Annotated in this window: 13 protein-coding genes and 6 tRNA genes; 2 read left to right on the forward strand and 17 right to left on the reverse strand. The window is 62.4% G+C overall.

Annotation, left to right across the window (positions count from 1 at the left end; all coding sequences use genetic code 11):
• Positions 1 to 246: 246 nt before the first annotated feature.
• The 5 genes from asd to leuC all read right to left on the reverse strand — a co-directional run bounded on the left by asd (position 247) and on the right by leuC (position 5515).
• Positions 247 to 1359 carry an aspartate-semialdehyde dehydrogenase gene (asd, locus tag BJQ17_RS25890; protein WP_003247195.1) on the reverse strand — a complete coding sequence of 371 codons (1113 nt, stop codon included), beginning with the start codon at positions 1357 to 1359 and terminating at the stop codon, positions 247 to 249.
• Positions 1360 to 1422: 63 nt separating this feature from the next.
• Positions 1423 to 2505: a 3-isopropylmalate dehydrogenase gene (gene leuB, locus BJQ17_RS25895; RefSeq protein WP_003247194.1), complete on the reverse strand. Its 1083-nt coding sequence runs from the start codon at positions 2503 to 2505 to the stop codon at positions 1423 to 1425.
• A gap of 54 nt (positions 2506 to 2559) precedes the next feature.
• Positions 2560 to 3324, reverse strand: a complete 765-nt coding sequence (locus BJQ17_RS25900; protein WP_003247193.1) for a class I SAM-dependent methyltransferase — start codon at positions 3322 to 3324, stop codon at positions 2560 to 2562.
• A gap of 116 nt (positions 3325 to 3440) precedes the next feature.
• On the reverse strand, positions 3441 to 4085 hold the full coding sequence (gene leuD / locus BJQ17_RS25905) for a 3-isopropylmalate dehydratase small subunit (protein ID WP_004576935.1): 645 nt from the start codon (positions 4083 to 4085) through the stop codon (positions 3441 to 3443).
• Positions 4082 to 5515, reverse strand: a complete 1434-nt coding sequence (gene leuC, locus BJQ17_RS25910) for a 3-isopropylmalate dehydratase large subunit (RefSeq protein ID WP_003247191.1) — start codon at positions 5513 to 5515, stop codon at positions 4082 to 4084. Before leuC ends, leuD begins: the two co-directional genes overlap by 4 nt.
• Positions 5516 to 5646: 131 nt before the next feature.
• Here leuC and BJQ17_RS25915 point away from each other — a divergent pair, with 131 nt between their 5' ends.
• Complete coding sequence (locus BJQ17_RS25915) at positions 5647 to 6525, forward strand: LysR family transcriptional regulator (protein ID WP_003247190.1); 879 nt, start codon at positions 5647 to 5649, stop codon at positions 6523 to 6525.
• Between the two features lie 61 nt (positions 6526 to 6586).
• Entirely contained in the window at positions 6587 to 9883 is a 3297-nt protein-coding gene (locus BJQ17_RS25920) for a bifunctional diguanylate cyclase/phosphodiesterase (protein ID WP_004576934.1), read from the forward strand.
• 89 nt (positions 9884 to 9972) lie between these two features.
• On the opposite strand, the gene BJQ17_RS25925 is transcribed toward BJQ17_RS25920, so the two are convergent.
• The 12 genes from BJQ17_RS25925 to gltX all read right to left on the reverse strand — a co-directional run bounded on the left by BJQ17_RS25925 (position 9973) and on the right by gltX (position 16913).
• The gene (locus BJQ17_RS25925) at positions 9973 to 10416 is read right to left on the reverse strand and encodes an Hsp20 family protein (protein ID WP_003247188.1); all 444 of its coding nucleotides are present in this window, start codon (positions 10414 to 10416) and stop codon (positions 9973 to 9975) included.
• 780 nt (positions 10417 to 11196) lie between these two features.
• Positions 11197 to 12168: a tRNA-dihydrouridine synthase gene (locus BJQ17_RS25930; RefSeq protein ID WP_003247187.1), complete on the reverse strand. Its 972-nt coding sequence runs from the start codon at positions 12166 to 12168 to the stop codon at positions 11197 to 11199.
• A 51-nt stretch (positions 12169 to 12219) separates the two neighbouring features.
• Complete coding sequence (locus BJQ17_RS25935) at positions 12220 to 12654, reverse strand: thioesterase family protein (protein ID WP_003247186.1); 435 nt, start codon at positions 12652 to 12654, stop codon at positions 12220 to 12222.
• A 104-nt stretch (positions 12655 to 12758) separates the two neighbouring features.
• Positions 12759 to 13637 (reverse strand): alpha/beta fold hydrolase, encoded by an 879-nt coding sequence (locus BJQ17_RS25940; RefSeq protein WP_047604522.1) that lies wholly within the window; start codon positions 13635 to 13637, stop codon positions 12759 to 12761.
• Positions 13638 to 13652: 15 nt separating this feature from the next.
• Complete coding sequence (locus tag BJQ17_RS25945) at positions 13653 to 14192, reverse strand: TetR/AcrR family transcriptional regulator (RefSeq protein WP_070096832.1); 540 nt, start codon at positions 14190 to 14192, stop codon at positions 13653 to 13655.
• A gap of 170 nt (positions 14193 to 14362) precedes the next feature.
• A tRNA-Glu gene (locus BJQ17_RS25950) sits at positions 14363 to 14438 on the reverse strand.
• A gap of 42 nt (positions 14439 to 14480) precedes the next feature.
• Positions 14481 to 14556, reverse strand: a tRNA-Ala gene (locus BJQ17_RS25955).
• A gap of 61 nt (positions 14557 to 14617) precedes the next feature.
• A tRNA-Glu gene (locus BJQ17_RS25960) sits at positions 14618 to 14693 on the reverse strand.
• A 42-nt stretch (positions 14694 to 14735) separates the two neighbouring features.
• A tRNA-Ala gene (locus tag BJQ17_RS25965) sits at positions 14736 to 14811 on the reverse strand.
• Positions 14812 to 14862: 51 nt separating this feature from the next.
• A tRNA-Glu gene (locus BJQ17_RS25970) sits at positions 14863 to 14938 on the reverse strand.
• Positions 14939 to 15010: 72 nt separating this feature from the next.
• A tRNA-Ala gene (locus BJQ17_RS25975) sits at positions 15011 to 15086 on the reverse strand.
• Between the two features lie 345 nt (positions 15087 to 15431).
• A complete protein-coding gene (gltX, locus tag BJQ17_RS25980) occupies positions 15432 to 16913 on the reverse strand; it encodes a glutamate--tRNA ligase (protein WP_070096833.1) in 1482 nt (493 codons plus the stop codon).
• Positions 16914 to 16943: the final 30 nt, after the last annotated feature.

The raw sequence follows: 16943 nt of genomic DNA on the forward strand, positions 1-16943 counted from the left end.
CCGCATCGCCTGAACTACCGCGCACTTAGAAGCAAAAGCAACGGCAACGGCAACGGCAACGGCAACGGCAACGGCAACGGCAACGGCAACGGCAACGGCAACGACTCTGTCAGAGCAGACATTTCGCCATTAAACAGCGGTATGACTTATCCGGCGATTAGGCCCGCGACTCAAATGCAAACCTTCAGGCATAAAAAAATACCGCACTGTCACCAGTGCGGTATTTTTCAGGTAACGCCTGAACGATCAACGCTCCAGCAGAATCCGCAACATGCGGCGCAGCGGTTCGGCGGCGCCCCACAGCAGCTGGTCACCTACAGTGAACGCGCCCAGGTACTGCGAACCCATGTTCAGCTTGCGCAGGCGACCAACCGGGATGTTCAGGGTGCCGGTGACCTTGGTCGGGGTCAGCTCCTGCATGCTGATTTCACGCTGGTTCGGCACCAGCTTCACCCAAGGGTTGTGCTGGCTGATCATGCCTTCGATGTCGGCGATCGGCACGTCCTTGTTCAGCTTGATGGTCAGCGCCTGGCTGTGGCAGCGCATGGCGCCAATGCGCACGCAGATGCCGTCGACCGGGATCGGGCTCTTGAAGCGACCGAGGATCTTGTTGGTTTCGGCCTGGGCCTTCCACTCTTCGCGGCTCTGACCGTTCGGCAGTTCCTTGTCGATCCACGGGATCAGGCTGCCCGCCAGCGGCACGCCGAAGTTCTCGGTCGGGAACGCCTCGCTGCGCATTGTCTCGGCAACCTTGCGGTCGATATCGAGGATGGCGCTGGCCGGGTTGGCCAGGTCATCGGCCACTGCCGCGTGGGTAGCGCCCATCTGCTTGATCAGCTCGCGCATGTTCTGCGCGCCGGCACCCGAAGCCGCCTGGTAGGTCATGGCGCTCATCCACTCGACCAGACCGGCCTCGAACAGGCCACCCAAGCCCATCAGCATCAGGCTGACAGTGCAGTTGCCACCGATGTAGTTCTTGGTACCGGCGTCCAGCTGCTGGTCGATGACCTTGCGGTTGACCGGGTCAAGGATGATCACCGCGTCATCCTGCATGCGCAGGGACGAAGCGGCGTCGATCCAGTAACCCTGCCAGCCGGCTTCACGCAGCTTGGGGAAGACCTCGTTGGTGTAGTCGCCGCCCTGGCAGGTCAGGATCACGTCGAGGGTCTTGAGTTCTTCAATCGAATAAGCGTCCTTGAGGGGCGCTGTATCCTTGCCCACGTTCGGACCCTGGCCACCAACATTGGAGGTAGTGAAGAACACCGGCTCGATAAGGTCGAAATCCTGCTCCTCCAGCATCCGCTGCATGAGCACGGAACCGACCATACCGCGCCAACCGATCAGACCTACACGTTTCATCGCAACTACACCTTTGCTAAAAGTGGGCCGCCACCGGGAATTTTGGGGGGCGGGCCAGAGAGATTACAGATTCCGCAGCGCTGCGACTACTGCGTCGCCCATTTCCTGCGTACCAACTTTGCGGCAGCCTTCCGAGAAGATGTCGCCGGTACGCAGCCCCTGGTCCAGAACCAGGCTCACGGCCTTCTCGATCGCCTCGGCGGCAGCCGACTGATTGAAGCTGTAACGCAACATCATCGACACCGACAGAATGGTCGCCAGTGGGTTGGCGATACCAAGGCCCGCGATGTCCGGTGCCGAGCCGTGGCAAGGCTCGTACATGCCTTTGTTGTCGGCATCCAGAGACGCCGAAGGCAGCATGCCGATGGAACCGGTCAACATGGAAGCTTCATCCGACAGAATGTCACCGAACATGTTGTCGGTCACCATCACGTCGAACTGTTTGGGTGCACGCACCAGCTGCATGGCAGCGTTGTCGACGTACATGTGGCTCAGTTCCACGTCCGGGTAGTCCTTGGCCACGTCTTCGACCACTTCACGCCACAGCTGGCTGGAGGCCAGAACGTTGGCCTTGTCCACCGAGCACAGCTTCTTGCCGCGCACACGGGCCATGTCGAAACCGACACGGGCAATGCGGCGCACTTCGCTTTCGCTGTACGGCAGGGTGTCGTAGGCCTGGCGTTCGCCACCTTCCAGCTCGCGCTGACCACGCGGGGCACCGAAGTAGATGCCGCCGGTCAGCTCACGGACGATGAGGATGTCCAGGCCCGACACGATTTCCGGCTTCAGCGACGAGGCATCGGCCAGTTGCGGGTAAAGGATGGCTGGGCGCAGGTTGGCGAACAGGCCCAGTTGCGAACGGATCTTCAGCAGGCCGCGCTCTGGGCGAATGTCTCGCTCGATCTTGTCCCACTTCGGCCCGCCCACAGCCCCCAGCAGCACCGCATCGGCCTTGCGCGCACGCTCCAGGGTTTCGTCGGCCAGCGGCACACCGTGCTTGTCGATGGCGGCACCGCCAATCACGTCGTGCGCCAGGCTGAAGCCGAGCTGGAACTTGTCGTTGGCCAGCTCCAGTACCTTGACCGCTTCGGCCATGATTTCCGGGCCGATACCGTCACCTGGGAGAATCAGAATCTGCTTGCTCATGCTTTCCTCTATCCATTCACGCGGCGTGGCCAAGCGGGCCCCACCGAAAAGTGCTTAACGCTCGGCCCACAACACCAGCACATCCGTGCTGAACGAGCCGTCGGCCTCGATCTGGTAATACTGCCGTACTTCTTCGCCCATGGCTTGCTGCAATTGGCGGATGGCCACGCGCATCGGCTCGGGGGTGCGCATGCGTTCAACCCAGGTGCTCCACTCCAGGCGCAACGGTTGGCGGGTGTGGCTGCGCACGTGCAGGCCGGCTTCGCTGACCTGGCGTTGCCACTCGGCGGCGGAGTAGTCGCGCACATGGCTGGTGTCGCGCAGCACTTCGACCGTTTGCAGGTAAGTGTCGAGCAGCGGGCTGCCCGGCGACATCACGTCGATGAACGCCGCCACACCACCGGGCTTGAGCACCCGGCGCACCTCGCGCAGGGCCAGGCCCAGGTCGCTCCAGTGGTGGGCCGAATAACGGCTGAAGACGAACTCGAACGACGCATCGGCGAACGGCAGGCGTTCGGCAGCGCCGCGTTCGGTCGTGATATTGGCCAGGCCGCGTTCGGCGGCGGCGCTGGCGACCACGTCGAGCATGGACTGCGAGAGGTCGTAGGCGACCACTTCGGCAACCAGCGGGGCGACGTGGAAGCTGACATGACCGGCACCGCAGCCCAGGTCCAGCACGCGGGCATGGGCCTGCCCTGCCAGCTCAGCCTGCAGCAGGGCGAATTCACTGCCTTGGGCGTGCACGGCGCTGCTGAGGTAGGCGCTGGCCTGCTCGCCGAACTGGCGTTGGACCACATCGATGTGCTGGGTGCTGGTCATGTCTCGTTCCTTTAGATTTTTGTTGCCTGTGCCGGCCTCTTCGCGGGTAAACCCGCGCCTACAACGACCGCGTAACCCTCTGCCCGCGAAGAGGCCCGCACTGTCACCTACGAACTTCAGGCATCACGGAACAGCCAAGGCTGGCTGGCGCGGTGCTTGCTTTCGAAGGCCTTGATCGCGTCGCTATCCTGCAGGGTCAGGCCGATATCGTCCAGACCGTTGAGCAGGCAGTGCTTGCGGAATGCATCGATTTCGAAGTGCAGCACCTTGCCATCTGGGCGGGTCACCGCCTGCGCCTGCAGGTCAATGGTCAGCTGGTAGCCCGGGTTGGCTTCGACCTGCTTGAACAGCTCGTCGACTTCCTCATCGCTGAGAATGATCGGCAGCAAGCCGTTCTTGAAGCTGTTGTTGAAGAAAATGTCGGCAAAGCTTGGCGCAATGATGCTGCGGAAGCCGTACTCGTCCAGCGCCCAAGGGGCATGTTCACGGCTGGAGCCGCAACCAAAGTTCTCCCGCGCCAGCAACACGCTGGCGCCCTGGTAGCGCGCGTGGTTGAGCACGAACTCTTCGTTGACCGGGCGCTTGCTGTTGTCCTGGTAGGGCTGACCCACGTCCAGGTAACGCCACTCGTCGAACAGGTTCGGGCCAAAGCCGGTGCGCTTGATCGACTTCAAAAACTGCTTGGGGATGATCTGGTCGGTGTCGACGTTGGCACGGTCCAATGGTGCGACGAGGCCAGTGTGCTGGGTAAAGGCTTTCATGCTGCGCTCCCTTGGATCAACTCGCGGACATCGATGAAGTGGCCCGCTACAGCAGCAGCGGCGGCCATGGCTGGACTGACCAGGTGGGTACGGCCACCGGCGCCCTGACGGCCTTCGAAGTTGCGGTTGGAGGTGGACGCGCAATGTTCGCCGCTTTCCAGGCGGTCCGGGTTCATCGCCAGGCACATCGAGCAGCCTGGTTCACGCCATTCGAAACCGGCTTCGAGGAAGATCTTGTCCAGGCCTTCACGCTCGGCCTGGGCCTTGACCAGGCCCGAACCTGGCACGACGATGGCTTGCTTGACGCTGGCGGCCACCTTGCGACCCTTGGCGATTTCCGCCGCAGCGCGCAGGTCCTCGATTCGCGAGTTGGTGCACGAGCCGATGAACACACGGTCCAACTTGATGTCGGTGATCGCCTGGTTGGCGGTCAGCCCCATGTACTTTAAGGCACGCTCGATCGAACCACGCTTGACCAGGTCGGCTTCGGCCGCCGGATCCGGTACGCGCTGGTCGACGGCCAGAACCATCTCGGGCGAAGTGCCCCAGCTGACCTGTGGCTTGATCTGGCTGGCATCCAGCTCGACCACGGTGTCGAATACGGCATCGTCATCCGACACCAGGTCTTTCCACGATTCGACCGCTTGCTTCCACTGCTCGCCCTTCGGCGCGTACGGGCGCCCTTCGACGTAGGCAACGGTAGTGGCATCGGTCGCCACCAAGCCAACGCGGGCACCGGCTTCGATGGACATGTTGCAGATGGTCATGCGGCCTTCCATCGACAATTCGCGAATGGCACTGCCTGCGAATTCCATGGCGTGACCGTTGCCACCGGCGGTGCCGATCTTGCCGATCACGGCCAGCACGATATCCTTGGCGGTGACGCCGGCCGGCAATTGGCCTTCCACGCGCACCAGCATGTTCTTCATCTTCTTGGCGACCAGGCACTGGGTGGCGAGCACGTGCTCGACCTCGGAAGTGCCGATGCCATGGGCCAAGGCACCGAAGGCGCCGTGGGTGGAGGTGTGCGAGTCACCGCAGACCACGGTCATGCCCGGCAAGGTGGCGCCTTGCTCCGGGCTGATGACGTGGACAATGCCCTGGCGCTCGTCGTTCATCTTGAATTCGACGATGCCGTATTCGTCACAGTTCTCGTCGAGGGTCTGCACCTGCAGGCGCGATACCTGGTCGACGATCGCCTCGATACCGCCCTTGCGCTCTGGCGTGGTCGGCACGTTGTGGTCGGGCGTGGCGATGTTGGCGTCGATACGCCATGGCTTGCGGTTGGCCAGGCGCAGGCCTTCGAAGGCCTGGGGCGACGTCACTTCGTGGATGATGTGGCGGTCGATGTAGATCAAGGACGAGCCGTCATCACGGCGCTTGACCTCATGGGCTTCCCAGAGTTTGTCGTAGAGCGTTTTGCCAGCCATCAGACTGTTCCTCATCAGCGTCTTTCTATGCCAAAGACCCCTTGGCTTGTACGGACGATGCTAGGGGGTTAGATTGAATAACTCAAATTCATAATTTTTATGCTTTGGATAACCCAAAGGAATACGACACCATGGACCTGGCCAACCTCAGCGCCTTCATCGCCATTGCCGAAACCGGCAGCTTTTCCGGCGCAGCCGAACGCCTGTTCCTGACCCAGCCGGCCATCAGCAAACGCATCGCCGGCCTGGAGCAGCAACTGGACGTGCGCCTGTTCGACCGCCTGGGCCGCGAAGTAACCCTGACTGAAGCCGGGCGCGCACTGCTGCCGCGGGCCTACCAGATTCTCAACGTCCTGGATGATACCCGACGGGCGCTGACCAATCTGACCGGGGCCGTGAGCGGTCGCCTGACCCTGGCCACCAGCCACCACATCGGCCTGCACCGCCTGCCCCCGCTACTACGGGTTTTCACCCGCCAGTACCCGGCAGTGGCACTGGATATTCAGTTCATGGATTCGGAACAGGCCTACGACGAGATTCTGCATGGCCGCGCCGAAATCGCCGTGATCACCCTGGCGCCCGAGCCACACCACTTGGTCAAGGCCGTGCCGGTGTGGGATGACGCCCTGGACTTTGTCGCCGCCCCCGAGCACCCGTTGGCCAACAACCAGGCGGTCAGCCTGGCTGACGTCGCCCGCCACCCGGCGGTATTTCCCGGCGGCAATACCTTTACCCACCATATTGTCCAGCGCCTGTTCGAAAGCCAGGGCCTGACGCCGAACATCGCCATGAGCACCAACTACCTGGAAACCATCAAGATGATGGTATCGATCGGCCTGGCCTGGAGCGTGCTGCCACGCACCATGCTCGACGAACAGGTTTCACCCATCGCTTTGCCCGGCATACAGCTGTCGCGCCAGCTAGGCTACATTCTGCACACGGAGCGTACGCTATCGAATGCGGCCAGGGCATTCATGGCCCTGCTCGACAGCCACTCAGGGCCCACCTGACTGGCTGTCAGCCAGCTATTCCGATTCCAAGGACACGTCATACGCCAAAGGTCTGGTACCGATGCCCAAATCAGCAAACCGCTTTTTGCGCCTGCCGCGAATACCTGCAGCTGATCCCCAGGAGTCCGAGCAGGCCTGGCAGAACGCCCCACAACTGCTGGCAGCGCTCAACGGTGCGCGCCTGGGTGCCTGGCTATGGGATATCGAAAGCGGCAGGGTCAGTTGGTCGCGGGGCACCCAGGCCCTGTTCGGTTTCGATCCACAGCGGCCACTGCCCGCCGATATCGATTACCTTGACCTGCTGCCCGAGGAGGACCGCGCCCGCACGCGCCAGGTGTTCCAGGCGGTGGTCAATGGCGAGCCGGTGGAGCAAGCCATGCGCCACCGTATCCGCTGGCCGGACGGCAGCCTGCACTGGCTGGAGATCAACGGCAGCCTGACCCACGACCCGCACGGCCGACCGCAGATGATCGGCGTGATCCGCGAGATCACCCGCCAGCGCGAACGGGAAACAGCACTGATCAATTCGGAAAAGCGCTTCGCCACGCTGTTCCACCTGAGCCCCAACGCCATTTTGCTGACCCGTCGCCACGATGGCATGATCTTCGAGGTCAACCAGCACTTCGAAAACATGTTCGGCTGGCCCGGCAGCCAGGTGATCGGCAAGACCAGCCTGGAACTGGGCCTGTGGGTCAACCCCGAACAGCGCCACCAGATCATGGAGTCGACCCGCGCCAACGGCGGCCCGCTGATCATGGAGGTGCAATTTCGCGCGACCAGCGGCAAGGTGCATGACGGCATCCTGTGCACCCAGGGCATCGAGCTGGAAGGCGTGACCTTCCTGATCAGTACATTCGTCGACACCACCGAACGCAAGCGCGCCGAACAGGCCCTGAAGGACAGCCAGGAGCGGCTGGACCTGGCCCTGGACTCCGCGCAACTGGGCACCTGGGACTGGCACATCCCAAGCGGCATGCTCTACGGCTCAGCCCGCGCGGCGCAGCTGCATGGCTTGCCGCCCATCCCTTTTCATGAATCGTTCGATGCGTTCTTCGAAGGTGTGCCGGAGCAAGAGCGCAACTCGATGCGACAGGCCTACCGCAGCCTGCGCGAAGGGCCTGCCGGCAACTATCAGATCACCTACCGCGTGCAGTTGGAAAACGGCACTTCACGCTACATCGAAAGCCGCGCGCGGCTGTACCGCGACGACCAGGGCATCCCCCTGCGCATGGCGGGCACCTTGCTCGACATCACCGATCAGGTGGAGCGCGAACAGCGCCTGAGCGCCTCGGAAGAGAAGTTTGCCAGCCTGTTCCAGGTCAGCCCCGACCCGATCTGCGTCACCCGCCAGGACACTGGCCAGTTCATCGAGATCAATCCGGCGTTCACCCAGACCTTCGGCTGGAGCAGCGAGCAGGTGCTTGGGCGTACCGCAGAGGAAATCGGCCTGTGGGCCGAGTCCGTCGAGCGCGCCAAACGTATCGAGCAGGTGATCCGCGAACAGGCCTTGAGCAACGTCGCCGTGGTACTCAACCACCGCAATGGCGCCCCGATGACCTGTGTGATTTCCAGCCGCCTGATCACCGTCGACGACCAGCCCTGCAGCGTGACCACCCTGCGCGACATCACCCAGCAACAACGCGCCGAAGCCGCACTGAAGTCCAGCGAGGAGAAGTTCGCCAAGGCCTTCCACTCCAGCCCCGACGCCATCACCATCACCGAACGCCACAGCGGCCGCTACCTGGAAATCAACGACGGCTTCTGCCGCCTGACCGGCTACAGCACTGCCGACGTGATCGGCCACACGGTGTATGAGATCGGCATCTGGGCCGACGACAAGCAGCGCAGCGCGCTGCTGGCCGAATTGCACGAGCGCGGCCGGGTACACCACCGCGAGATGCTCGGGCGCAACAAGCGTGGCGATATCCTCACGGTCGAGGTTTCGGTGGAACCGATCACCCTCAACGAAGTGGATTGCCTGCTGCTGACCGCCCGCGACGTCAGCCAGCTGAAGAACGCCCAGGCGCAGATACGCCACCTGGCCTATCACGACCCGTTGACCAACCTGCCCAACCGCGCCTTGCTGATGGACCGCCTGAGCCAGCAGATCGCCCTGCTCAAGCGCCATAACCTGCGTGGCGCCCTGCTGTTCCTCGACCTCGACCACTTCAAGCACATCAACGATTCGCTGGGCCACCCGGTGGGCGACACTGTGCTGAAGATCATCACCGCCCGCCTTGAGGCCAGCGTGCGCCTGGAGGACACCGTGGCGCGTCTGGGGGGCGACGAATTCGTGGTGCTGCTCAGCGGCCTGGAAGGGAGCCGCGAACACGTGGAAGAGAAAGTGCGCGAGCTGGCCGACACCCTTCGCGAACTGCTGGCCGAGCCAATGTCACTGGATGGCCAGCGCCTGCAGGTAACGCCCAGCATCGGCGTGGCGCTGATCCCCGACCACGGCACCACACCGGCCGACCTGCTCAAGCGTGCCGATATCGCCCTGTACCGGGCCAAGGACTCCGGTCGCAACACCACACAGCTGTTCCACACCACCATGCAGAAGGCCGCCAGCGAGCGCCTGCGCATGGAAAACGACCTGCGCCTGGCCCTCGCCCGTGGCGAACTGGCGCTGCACTTCCAGCCGCAGGTGGATGCCCGCGACAACCGCATCGTCGGTGCTGAAGTACTGCTGCGCTGGCACCACCCGCTACTGGGCCAGCAACCGCCCTCGCAGTTCATTCAGGTACTGGAAGAAAGCGGCCTGATCCTTGAAGTTGGCAGCTGGATTCTCGACGAAGCCTGCGACGCCTGCGCCCGCATGCTCACCGACGGGTTGATCGACGCTGATGATTTCAGCCTGTGCGTGAACATAAGCCCGCGACAGTTCCGCCAGAACGACTTTGTCGGGCGGGTGCTGCGCAGCCTGGACGATTACCGCCTGCCGCGGCAGATGCTGACGCTGGAAATCACGGAAGGCATCGTCATCCAGAACCTGGAGGACACCATCAGCAAGATGCGCGAGCTGAAGCGCTACGGGGTAAGTTTTGCCATGGATGACTTCGGCACCGGCTATTCCTCGCTGACTTACCTGAAGCGCCTGCCGGTCGATGCGCTGAAAATCGACCAGAGCTTCGTGCGCGATGCACCGGTCGACCCCAACGACGCAGAAATTGTCCGCGCCATTGTCGCCATGGCACGCAGTCTGGACCTGGCGGTGATTGCCGAAGGGGTAGAGCTGACCGAACAGCTGGCGTTTCTCGAGCGGCTGGGGTGCCATCTGTACCAGGGTTATCTGCACAGCCGGCCATTACCGTTGCTGGAGTTTCGGCAGATGTTGCTGGAGGCGCCGGCAGATTACTGATCGCATGACGGCCGCGCACCTACCTGGGACCGCGTGAGAAGCACGAAAAAGGGCACCTCTGGAGGTGCCCTTTTTTCAGTGCCGCGCGGTCAGTTCAGCGCTGGTTTTTCGCTATTGATCGGAATGCGCTTGGCCTTGGCTTCTTCAGGCACGATGCGCAGCAGGTCGATGCTGAGCAGGCCATTGGCCAGGCCGGCAGCCTTCACTTCGATGTGATCTGCCAGGCGGAACGACAGCTTGAAGGCGCGTTGTGCGATACCCTGGTGCAGGTAGGTCACTTCAGCGGCGCTATTGTCGCGCTTGCCACCGGTCACGGTCAGGACACCTTTTTCGACCTGCAGGTCGAGGTCCTCTTCCTGGAAACCAGCTGCAGCAACCACGATGCGGTAGTGGTCATCGCCATGCTTTTCCACGTTATAGGGCGGGTAGCTGCTACCGGCCTCGTTACGTGCCGCGGATTCGAACAGGTCGTTGAAACGGTCGAAACCAACGGAATGACGGAACAGTGGAGCAAGAGAGAAAGCAGTAGTCATGGTCATAAACTCCTGAGATTCAGCAAGTAAGTCATTACGCGACCCGGCTTCGGCATCGCGTACTCAAAAGATATGGCCGAGGGAAACGCTTTCAAGGGGCAAACAGAAAAAATTTGATTTTTTGCACGGGGTTTGATGGCCTCTTCGCGGGTGAACCCGCTCCTACGACGGCCTATGCCCAGCCACCAACATGTGTCCACCACCAATCCGGCGTAGGAGCGGGTTTACCCGCGAATACGGTGGCGGCGGCAACGGTGAACGACGGGTGGAAATTGGCCAGCAGGGCCGGCCCTTTCGCGGGTGAACCCGCTCCTACGACGGCCTATGCCGAACCACCGATGCGTGTGTGTAGGAGCGGGTTTACCCGCGAATACGGTAGCGGCGGCATCGGTGAACGGCGGGTGGAAATTGGCCAGCAGGCCCGGCCTCTTCGCGGGTGAACCCGCTCCTACGACGGCCTGTGCCCCGCCACCGACAATGTGTCCACCCTCGATCAGGCGTAGGAGCGGATTTACCCGCGAATACGGTAGCGGCGGCAACGGTGAACGACGGGTGGAAATTGGCCAGCAGGCCCGGCCCTTTCGCGGGTGAACCCGCTCCTACGACGGCCTATGCCCAGCCACCAACATGTGTCCACCACCAATCCGGCGTAGGAGCGGGTTTACCCGCGAATACGGTGGTGGCGGCAACGGTGAAGGAAGGGTGGAAATTGGCCAGCAGGCCCGGCCCTTTCCCGGGTGACCCCGCGCCTACAGGTGCCGTACCCGCGTAGCGCCCTGCTCAGGCGACGCAAGCCTCCAACGCTTGCGCCTCAACCCCTAGCAACCGGCTGATCCGCGCGCAGTCATCTTCCCGACGCAACTCGGCAAACAACACCACCGCTTCGGGGTAACTGCGAGTCAGCATCGCCAGCCACTGCTTCATCCGCCCCGGCGCATAACGCGGCGACAATTTGGCCTGGGCCTGGCGCCAGAACTCACGCAACAGTGGCAACAAATCATGCCAGCTCATCGGCTGATAGTCGCGCCCGTCCCGCGCCGCTGCAATCTGCAGGCCCAGGTCCGGGCGCGATACCAGCCCACGCCCGAGCATGATGTCTTCAGCGCCACTGACCTCGCGGCAACGCCGCCAGTCATCGACCGTCCAGATTTCGCCATTGGCAAATACCGGGACCTTGACCACATCCTGCACCCGCGCCACCCACTCCCAGTGCGCTGGCGGCTTGTAGCCCTCAACCTTGGTCCGTGCGTGCACCACCAGGTGTGCCGAACCGCCCTCGGCCAGCGCCGTGGCGCACTCCAGTGCCCCATCGGGGCTGTCGAAGCCCAGACGCATCTTCGAGGTCACCGGAATGTTCGCCGGCACCGCACGCCGCACTTCACGCACAATGGCGTGCAGCAACTCCGGCTCTTTGAGCAGTACCGCGCCACCGCGCGACTTGTTCACCGTCTTTGCCGGGCAACCGAAGTTCAGGTCGATCACCGGCGCCCCAAGCTCGCAAGCCAGTGCGGCGTTTTCCGCCAGGCATACCGGGTCCGAACCCAGCAATTGCACGCGCATGGGCACACCGGAAGCCGTGCGCGCACCCTGACGCAGTTCAGGCGCCAGCTTGTCGAACGAGGACGCCGGCAGCAGGCGGTCGCACACGCGAATGAACTCGGTGACGCACCAGTCGATACCGCCCACACGGGTCAATACGTCGCGCAGGATGTTGTCGACCAGCCCCTCCATCGGGGCCAGAGCAATTTGCATGTCGGGGTCTCAGCGGAAAAAGCCGGCAGTTTAACAAAAAATGCCGGCGACTCAGGCGCCGATCAGCGCCGGACCGTAACCTTCGACGAATTCCGCCGGCATGCGCCTGGGCTTGCCGCTGGACAGCTCGATGCAGGCAAAGGTGGTTTGCGCACGCAGCAGCGTCACACCATCGCGCGGGCGCTTGAGCTGAAACCGCCGCGTCATGCGCAGGCGTTGGTCCCAGTCAATGATCCAGGTGGCCAGCTGCAGCTCATCGTCTTCATAGGCGGCGGCCAGGTAGTCGATTTCGTGGCGCACCACCGCCATCGCCCGGTCAAGGCGCCGGTACTCGGCCAGGTCCAGCCCCAGACGCTGGGAGTGGCGCCAGGCGCAGCGCTCAAGCCAGGTGACGTAGACGGCATTGTTGGCGTGGCCAAGGCCGTCGATGTCCTCGCTGCCGACGCGCAGGTCGATGACGAAGGGTGTTGCCAGGTCCCAGCTCATTTTCGCTTCCTTGGCGCAAAAGGCGATTTAGCAGCGATCTGCGGGGCAATGTCCAGCCCCAGCGAGCCTGAAGCGGTCGTTGTAGGAGCGGGCTTGCCCGCGAATCAGACACCGCGGTGGGTGGCACCGGCGATGCCGATGTTCGCGGCTGAAGCCGCCCCGACACTGACCGCTTCAGCCCGAGCCAGCAATTCGAGCACGGCGTCACTCAGCCGCGGGTCGGCCAGCACTCGCTGGTGACCACCCCCTTCCAGCAGCATCAGCCGGCTGTCGAACCAGGCCTTGTGGATCACATGTGCCTCATCTGCGGGCACGAGAGCATCATCGGCGGCATGCACCACCAGCCCCGGCAGTTCCAGCTGGTAACCCGTGACATCCAGCCGCGCAATCTGCATGCCCACATCGCGCTCGATCTGGCGAATGAACGCTGCCCGCGCCCGTGCAGGCAGCCCCAGGCGATGGGCAAAACCACGCAACACACCGAGCAACCGCGCCGGCGCTGCAATGCTGACAGCCGCCTCTGTACGCAACCCCATCTGCAAAGCCAGCAGCACGCTCGCCCCACCCATGGAATGACCTATGACCGCACGCAAGGGCGGCAACTCAGCCGCAGCCTCAAGCAGCGCCCGGGCAAACAGCACCACATTCGCCTGCTCGCCAGGCGAACGACCATGCCCAGGCCCTTCCAGCGACACCACCGTATGCCCCGCCTGAACCAAAGTCTCGATCAAGGCGGCAAACTGCGTTGGGCGCCCTTCCCAACCGTGCATCAGCAGCACGGTCGGCCCTTGACCCCAGCGCAAGGCAGACAGACCGAAGCGCAGTGTAATGCGCTCGGCCCTGGCCAGCACAGGCAGCTCCCAATCCCGCGGCGGCAGGTTGCGCGGGGTCATGAAGGCACGGCGCATCTTGCCCGCGACATGCTCGGGGGCCAGGCGGCCCAAGGTGCCATTGACACCGCGAATCCAGCTCAGGGTGGTCATCGCCATGCTCCAGGGTTAAAGCACCGCCGATTTGGCGGCGCGCAGAATACGGTCAGACAGGTCACTGGCCCCCAAGGCCCGGGCCAGCGCCAGCCCCCCCACCATCAGGGCCAGGTCGGCCAATGCTTTGTCGGCATCTTCAGGGCGGTCGACCATCGCGGCAGCCATCAACTCGATATGCTCGGCCAGCACTTCGCGGAAGACCTCCGGCAGGCGCTGCATTTCGCCCAACGCGTTAGGCAGCGGGCAAGCATGTACTTCGCAGTCCCGGTGCTTGCGCGAGAGGTAGAAAGCCCCGGCCAGCGCTCGCCGCCCGGCGCCATCGAGCTTGGGGTCGATCTGGGCGAGCAAGGCACGGCGCTCACCCAACAACTGGCGGAACGCCTCGAGCATCAGCTCGTCCTTGCTGTCGAAGTGCGCATAGAAGCCCCCGACGGTCAGGCCTGCCGCACCCATCACCTGGCTGACGCTGGGCTCGGCCGGGCCGTGCTGGATCAGCGCACTGCGCGCAGCTTCCAGAATGCGTTCGCGGGTTTTGCTCTTCTTGTCGCTCATCTGGCACACACCACACAAAATATGATGATCGAAATATTATTCTCATCATATTTTTTGGCAAGCAAAATGTGCGGCCATTTGTCGGGGGCAAATTATTGAGAAGGGAAAAAACAAAAGGCCCATTCAATAAGCGAATGAGCCTTTAAAGTCCCGCAAAACGCGGGTAAACGTGGCGTCCCCTAGGGGACTCGAACCCCTGTTACCGCCGTGAAAGGGCGGTGTCCTAGGCCACTAGACGAAGGGGACGTAACCTTCGCGAAGATCCACTTGCGTGAACCCTGGCAGAAATGGTGGAGCTAAGCGGGATCGAACCGCTGACCTCCTGCATGCCATGCAGGCGCTCTCCCAGCTGAGCTATAGCCCCGAAACAAAAGGCTCATCAATAAGCGACGAGCCTTTTAAAGCCCTGCAAAACGCAGGAAAAGTGGCGTCCCCTAGGGGACTCGAACCCCTGTTACCGCCGTGAAAGGGCGGTGTCCTAGGCCACTAGACGAAGGGGACGTAACCTTCGTGCCGATCCGCTAACGCGAACCGCGGCAAAATTGGTGGAGCTAAGCGGGATCGAACCGCTGACCTCCTGCATGCCATGCAGGCGCTCTCCCAGCTGAGCTATAGCCCCGGATTTCTAGCCTCGCGGCCCAGCGACATAACAACATCGCTTGTGTAAAACTGGCGTCCCCTAGGGGACTCGAACCCCTGTTACCGCCGTGAAAGGGCGGTGTCCTAGGCCACTAGACGAAGGGGACGAACCTTCTTACCTTCAAGACCTGGTTGCTGGACCCGGTCTTGCTTATCAGCCTTGGCTGCTAAGCGGAATTTGGTGGAGCTAAGCGGGATCGAACCGCTGACCTCCTGCATGCCATGCAGGCGCTCTCCCAGCTGAGCTATAGCCCCACAATGTCGCTTTGAACTGAACCGCTGGCTGGGTGCCTAGCGTTTCGTTTTCGTTCATCGCTGTGGACGGGGCGCATATTAAGTTCGGATTGCAGGGCTGTCAAACGAATTTTTAAAAATATCCAAAAATTTTTTCACAGATAACAATCACTTACCGCCCTGCTCCACTCAATCCGGCCACTTGGTCCTCAGGGATATGCCTGTGGGAGCGGCCTTGTGTCGCGAAAGGGCCGCAAAGCGGCCCCGACGGATTTGCGTCGAGTCAAAGATTGTGGGACCGCGTTGCAGTCCTTTCGCGACACAAGGCCGCTTCCACAGTGCTCAACAGCGGTGCTCGGAAAACGGTCAGCCGATGGAGCCCAACAGCTTTTCCCACTCTTTGTTTTCTTTCTTCGACACACCACCCAACAGGTCCAGGGCCTGGCGCAGGCGGTAGCGCGTCAGGTCGGGGCCGAGGATTTCCATGGCGTCCAGCACCGAAACCGAGCTGGCCTGGCCCGTGATGGCGGCGAACATCAGCGGCATGGCGTCACGCAGCTTCAGCTCCAGCGCTTCGACCACAGCCTGGATGCAACCGGTGATGCGCTCTTTTTCCCACTGACGCAGGCTTTCAAGCTTCCACAGGATCAGCTGGATCACCTGGCGCACCTGGTCGGCCGACAGTTTCTTGCTTTCGAACAGTTTGGCGTCCAGCTTGAGCGCGCCTTCGAAGAAGAACCCGCCCAACGGGGCAACCTGGCTGAAGGTTTCTACCCGGCCCTGCACGTGCGGGGCAATCTTCATCATGTAGTCGCTGTTGAATGCCCATTTCTGCAGGCGTGCGGCGAATTCCTCTACCGGCAGCTCACGCAGCCACTGGCCGTTGAGCCAGGACAGCTTCTCGATGTCAAAGATCGGGCCGCCCAGCGAGATACGCGACAGGTCAAAGTGCTCGACCATTTCGGCCAGCGAGAACTTCTCGCGCTCGTCAGGCATCGACCAGCCCATGCGGCCAAGGTAGTTGAGCATCGCTTCAGGCATGAAGCCCATGCGCTCGTAGAAGGTGACCGAGGTCGGGTTCTTGCGCTTGGACAGTTTGGATTTGTCCGGGTTGCGCAGCAGCGGCATGTAGCACAGCTTGGGCTGCTCCCAGCCGAAGTACTCATACAGCTTGATCAGCTTGGGCGCCGATGGCAGCCACTCTTCACCACGCAGCACGTGGGTGATGCCCATCAGGTGGTCGTCGACCACGTTGGCCAGGAAGTACGTCGGCAGGCCGTCGTTCTTCATCAGTACCTGCATGTCCATGCGGTCCCACGGGATCTCGACATCGCCGCGCAGCATGTCCGGCACCACGCAGATACCCTCGCTCGGCACCTTCATGCGGATCACGTGCGGCTCGCCAGCGTCCAGGCGGCACTGCACTTCTTCGGCGCTCAGCAGCAATGCACGGCCATCGTAACGCGGGGTTTCGCCGCGAGCCTGCTGCTCGGCACGCATCTGCTCCAGCTCTTCGGCGGTGCAGAAGCAGTAGAAGGCGTGGCCGGCGTCTACCAGCTCTTTAGCGTATTTGGCGTAAATTTCGCCACGCTCGCTCTGCCGGTAAGGGCCGTGCGGGCCGCCGACATCCGGGCCTTCGTTCCATTCGATGCCAAGCCAGCGCAGGGCGTCGAAGATCTGTTGCTCCGACTCACGCGTGGAGCGCAGCTGATCGGTGTCTTCGATGCGCAGGATGAACTCACCGCCGTGCTGCTTGGCAAAGCAGTAGTTGAACAGGGCGATGTAGGCAGTGCCGACATGGGGGTCGCCGGTAGGCGATGGCGCAATACGCGTGCGTACGGTGGTCATGGAGAGTCTCGAACGAAAGATGAAACAAAG

Origin of the sequence: Pseudomonas sp. NBRC 111139, from assembly GCF_001753955.1 — a bacterium.
GTDB classification, from domain to species: Bacteria; Pseudomonadota; Gammaproteobacteria; order Pseudomonadales; family Pseudomonadaceae; genus Aquipseudomonas; species Aquipseudomonas alloputida.

What these genes read in the sequence shown, in the direction of transcription:
- asd (WP_003247195.1), bottom strand. Translation starts at nt 1,359, where the DNA reads ATGAAACGTGTAGGTCTGATCGGTTGGCGCGGTATGGTCGGTTCCGTG.
- leuB (WP_003247194.1), bottom strand. Translation starts at nt 2,505, where the DNA reads ATGAGCAAGCAGATTCTGATTCTCCCAGGTGACGGTATCGGCCCGGAA.
- BJQ17_RS25900 (WP_003247193.1), bottom strand. Translation starts at nt 3,324, where the DNA reads ATGACCAGCACCCAGCACATCGATGTGGTCCAACGCCAGTTCGGCGAG.
- leuD (WP_004576935.1), bottom strand. Translation starts at nt 4,085, where the DNA reads ATGAAAGCCTTTACCCAGCACACTGGCCTCGTCGCACCATTGGACCGT.
- leuC (WP_003247191.1), bottom strand. Translation starts at nt 5,515, where the DNA reads ATGGCTGGCAAAACGCTCTACGACAAACTCTGGGAAGCCCATGAGGTC.
- BJQ17_RS25915 (WP_003247190.1), top strand. Translation starts at nt 5,647, where the DNA reads ATGGACCTGGCCAACCTCAGCGCCTTCATCGCCATTGCCGAAACCGGC.
- BJQ17_RS25920 (WP_004576934.1), top strand. Translation starts at nt 6,587, where the DNA reads ATGCCCAAATCAGCAAACCGCTTTTTGCGCCTGCCGCGAATACCTGCA.
- BJQ17_RS25925 (WP_003247188.1), bottom strand. Translation starts at nt 10,416, where the DNA reads ATGACTACTGCTTTCTCTCTTGCTCCACTGTTCCGTCATTCCGTTGGT.
- BJQ17_RS25930 (WP_003247187.1), bottom strand. Translation starts at nt 12,168, where the DNA reads ATGCAAATTGCTCTGGCCCCGATGGAGGGGCTGGTCGACAACATCCTG.
- BJQ17_RS25935 (WP_003247186.1), bottom strand. Translation starts at nt 12,654, where the DNA reads ATGAGCTGGGACCTGGCAACACCCTTCGTCATCGACCTGCGCGTCGGC.
- BJQ17_RS25940 (WP_047604522.1), bottom strand. Translation starts at nt 13,637, where the DNA reads ATGACCACCCTGAGCTGGATTCGCGGTGTCAATGGCACCTTGGGCCGC.
- BJQ17_RS25945 (WP_070096832.1), bottom strand. Translation starts at nt 14,192, where the DNA reads ATGAGCGACAAGAAGAGCAAAACCCGCGAACGCATTCTGGAAGCTGCG.
- gltX (WP_070096833.1), bottom strand. Translation starts at nt 16,913, where the DNA reads ATGACCACCGTACGCACGCGTATTGCGCCATCGCCTACCGGCGACCCC.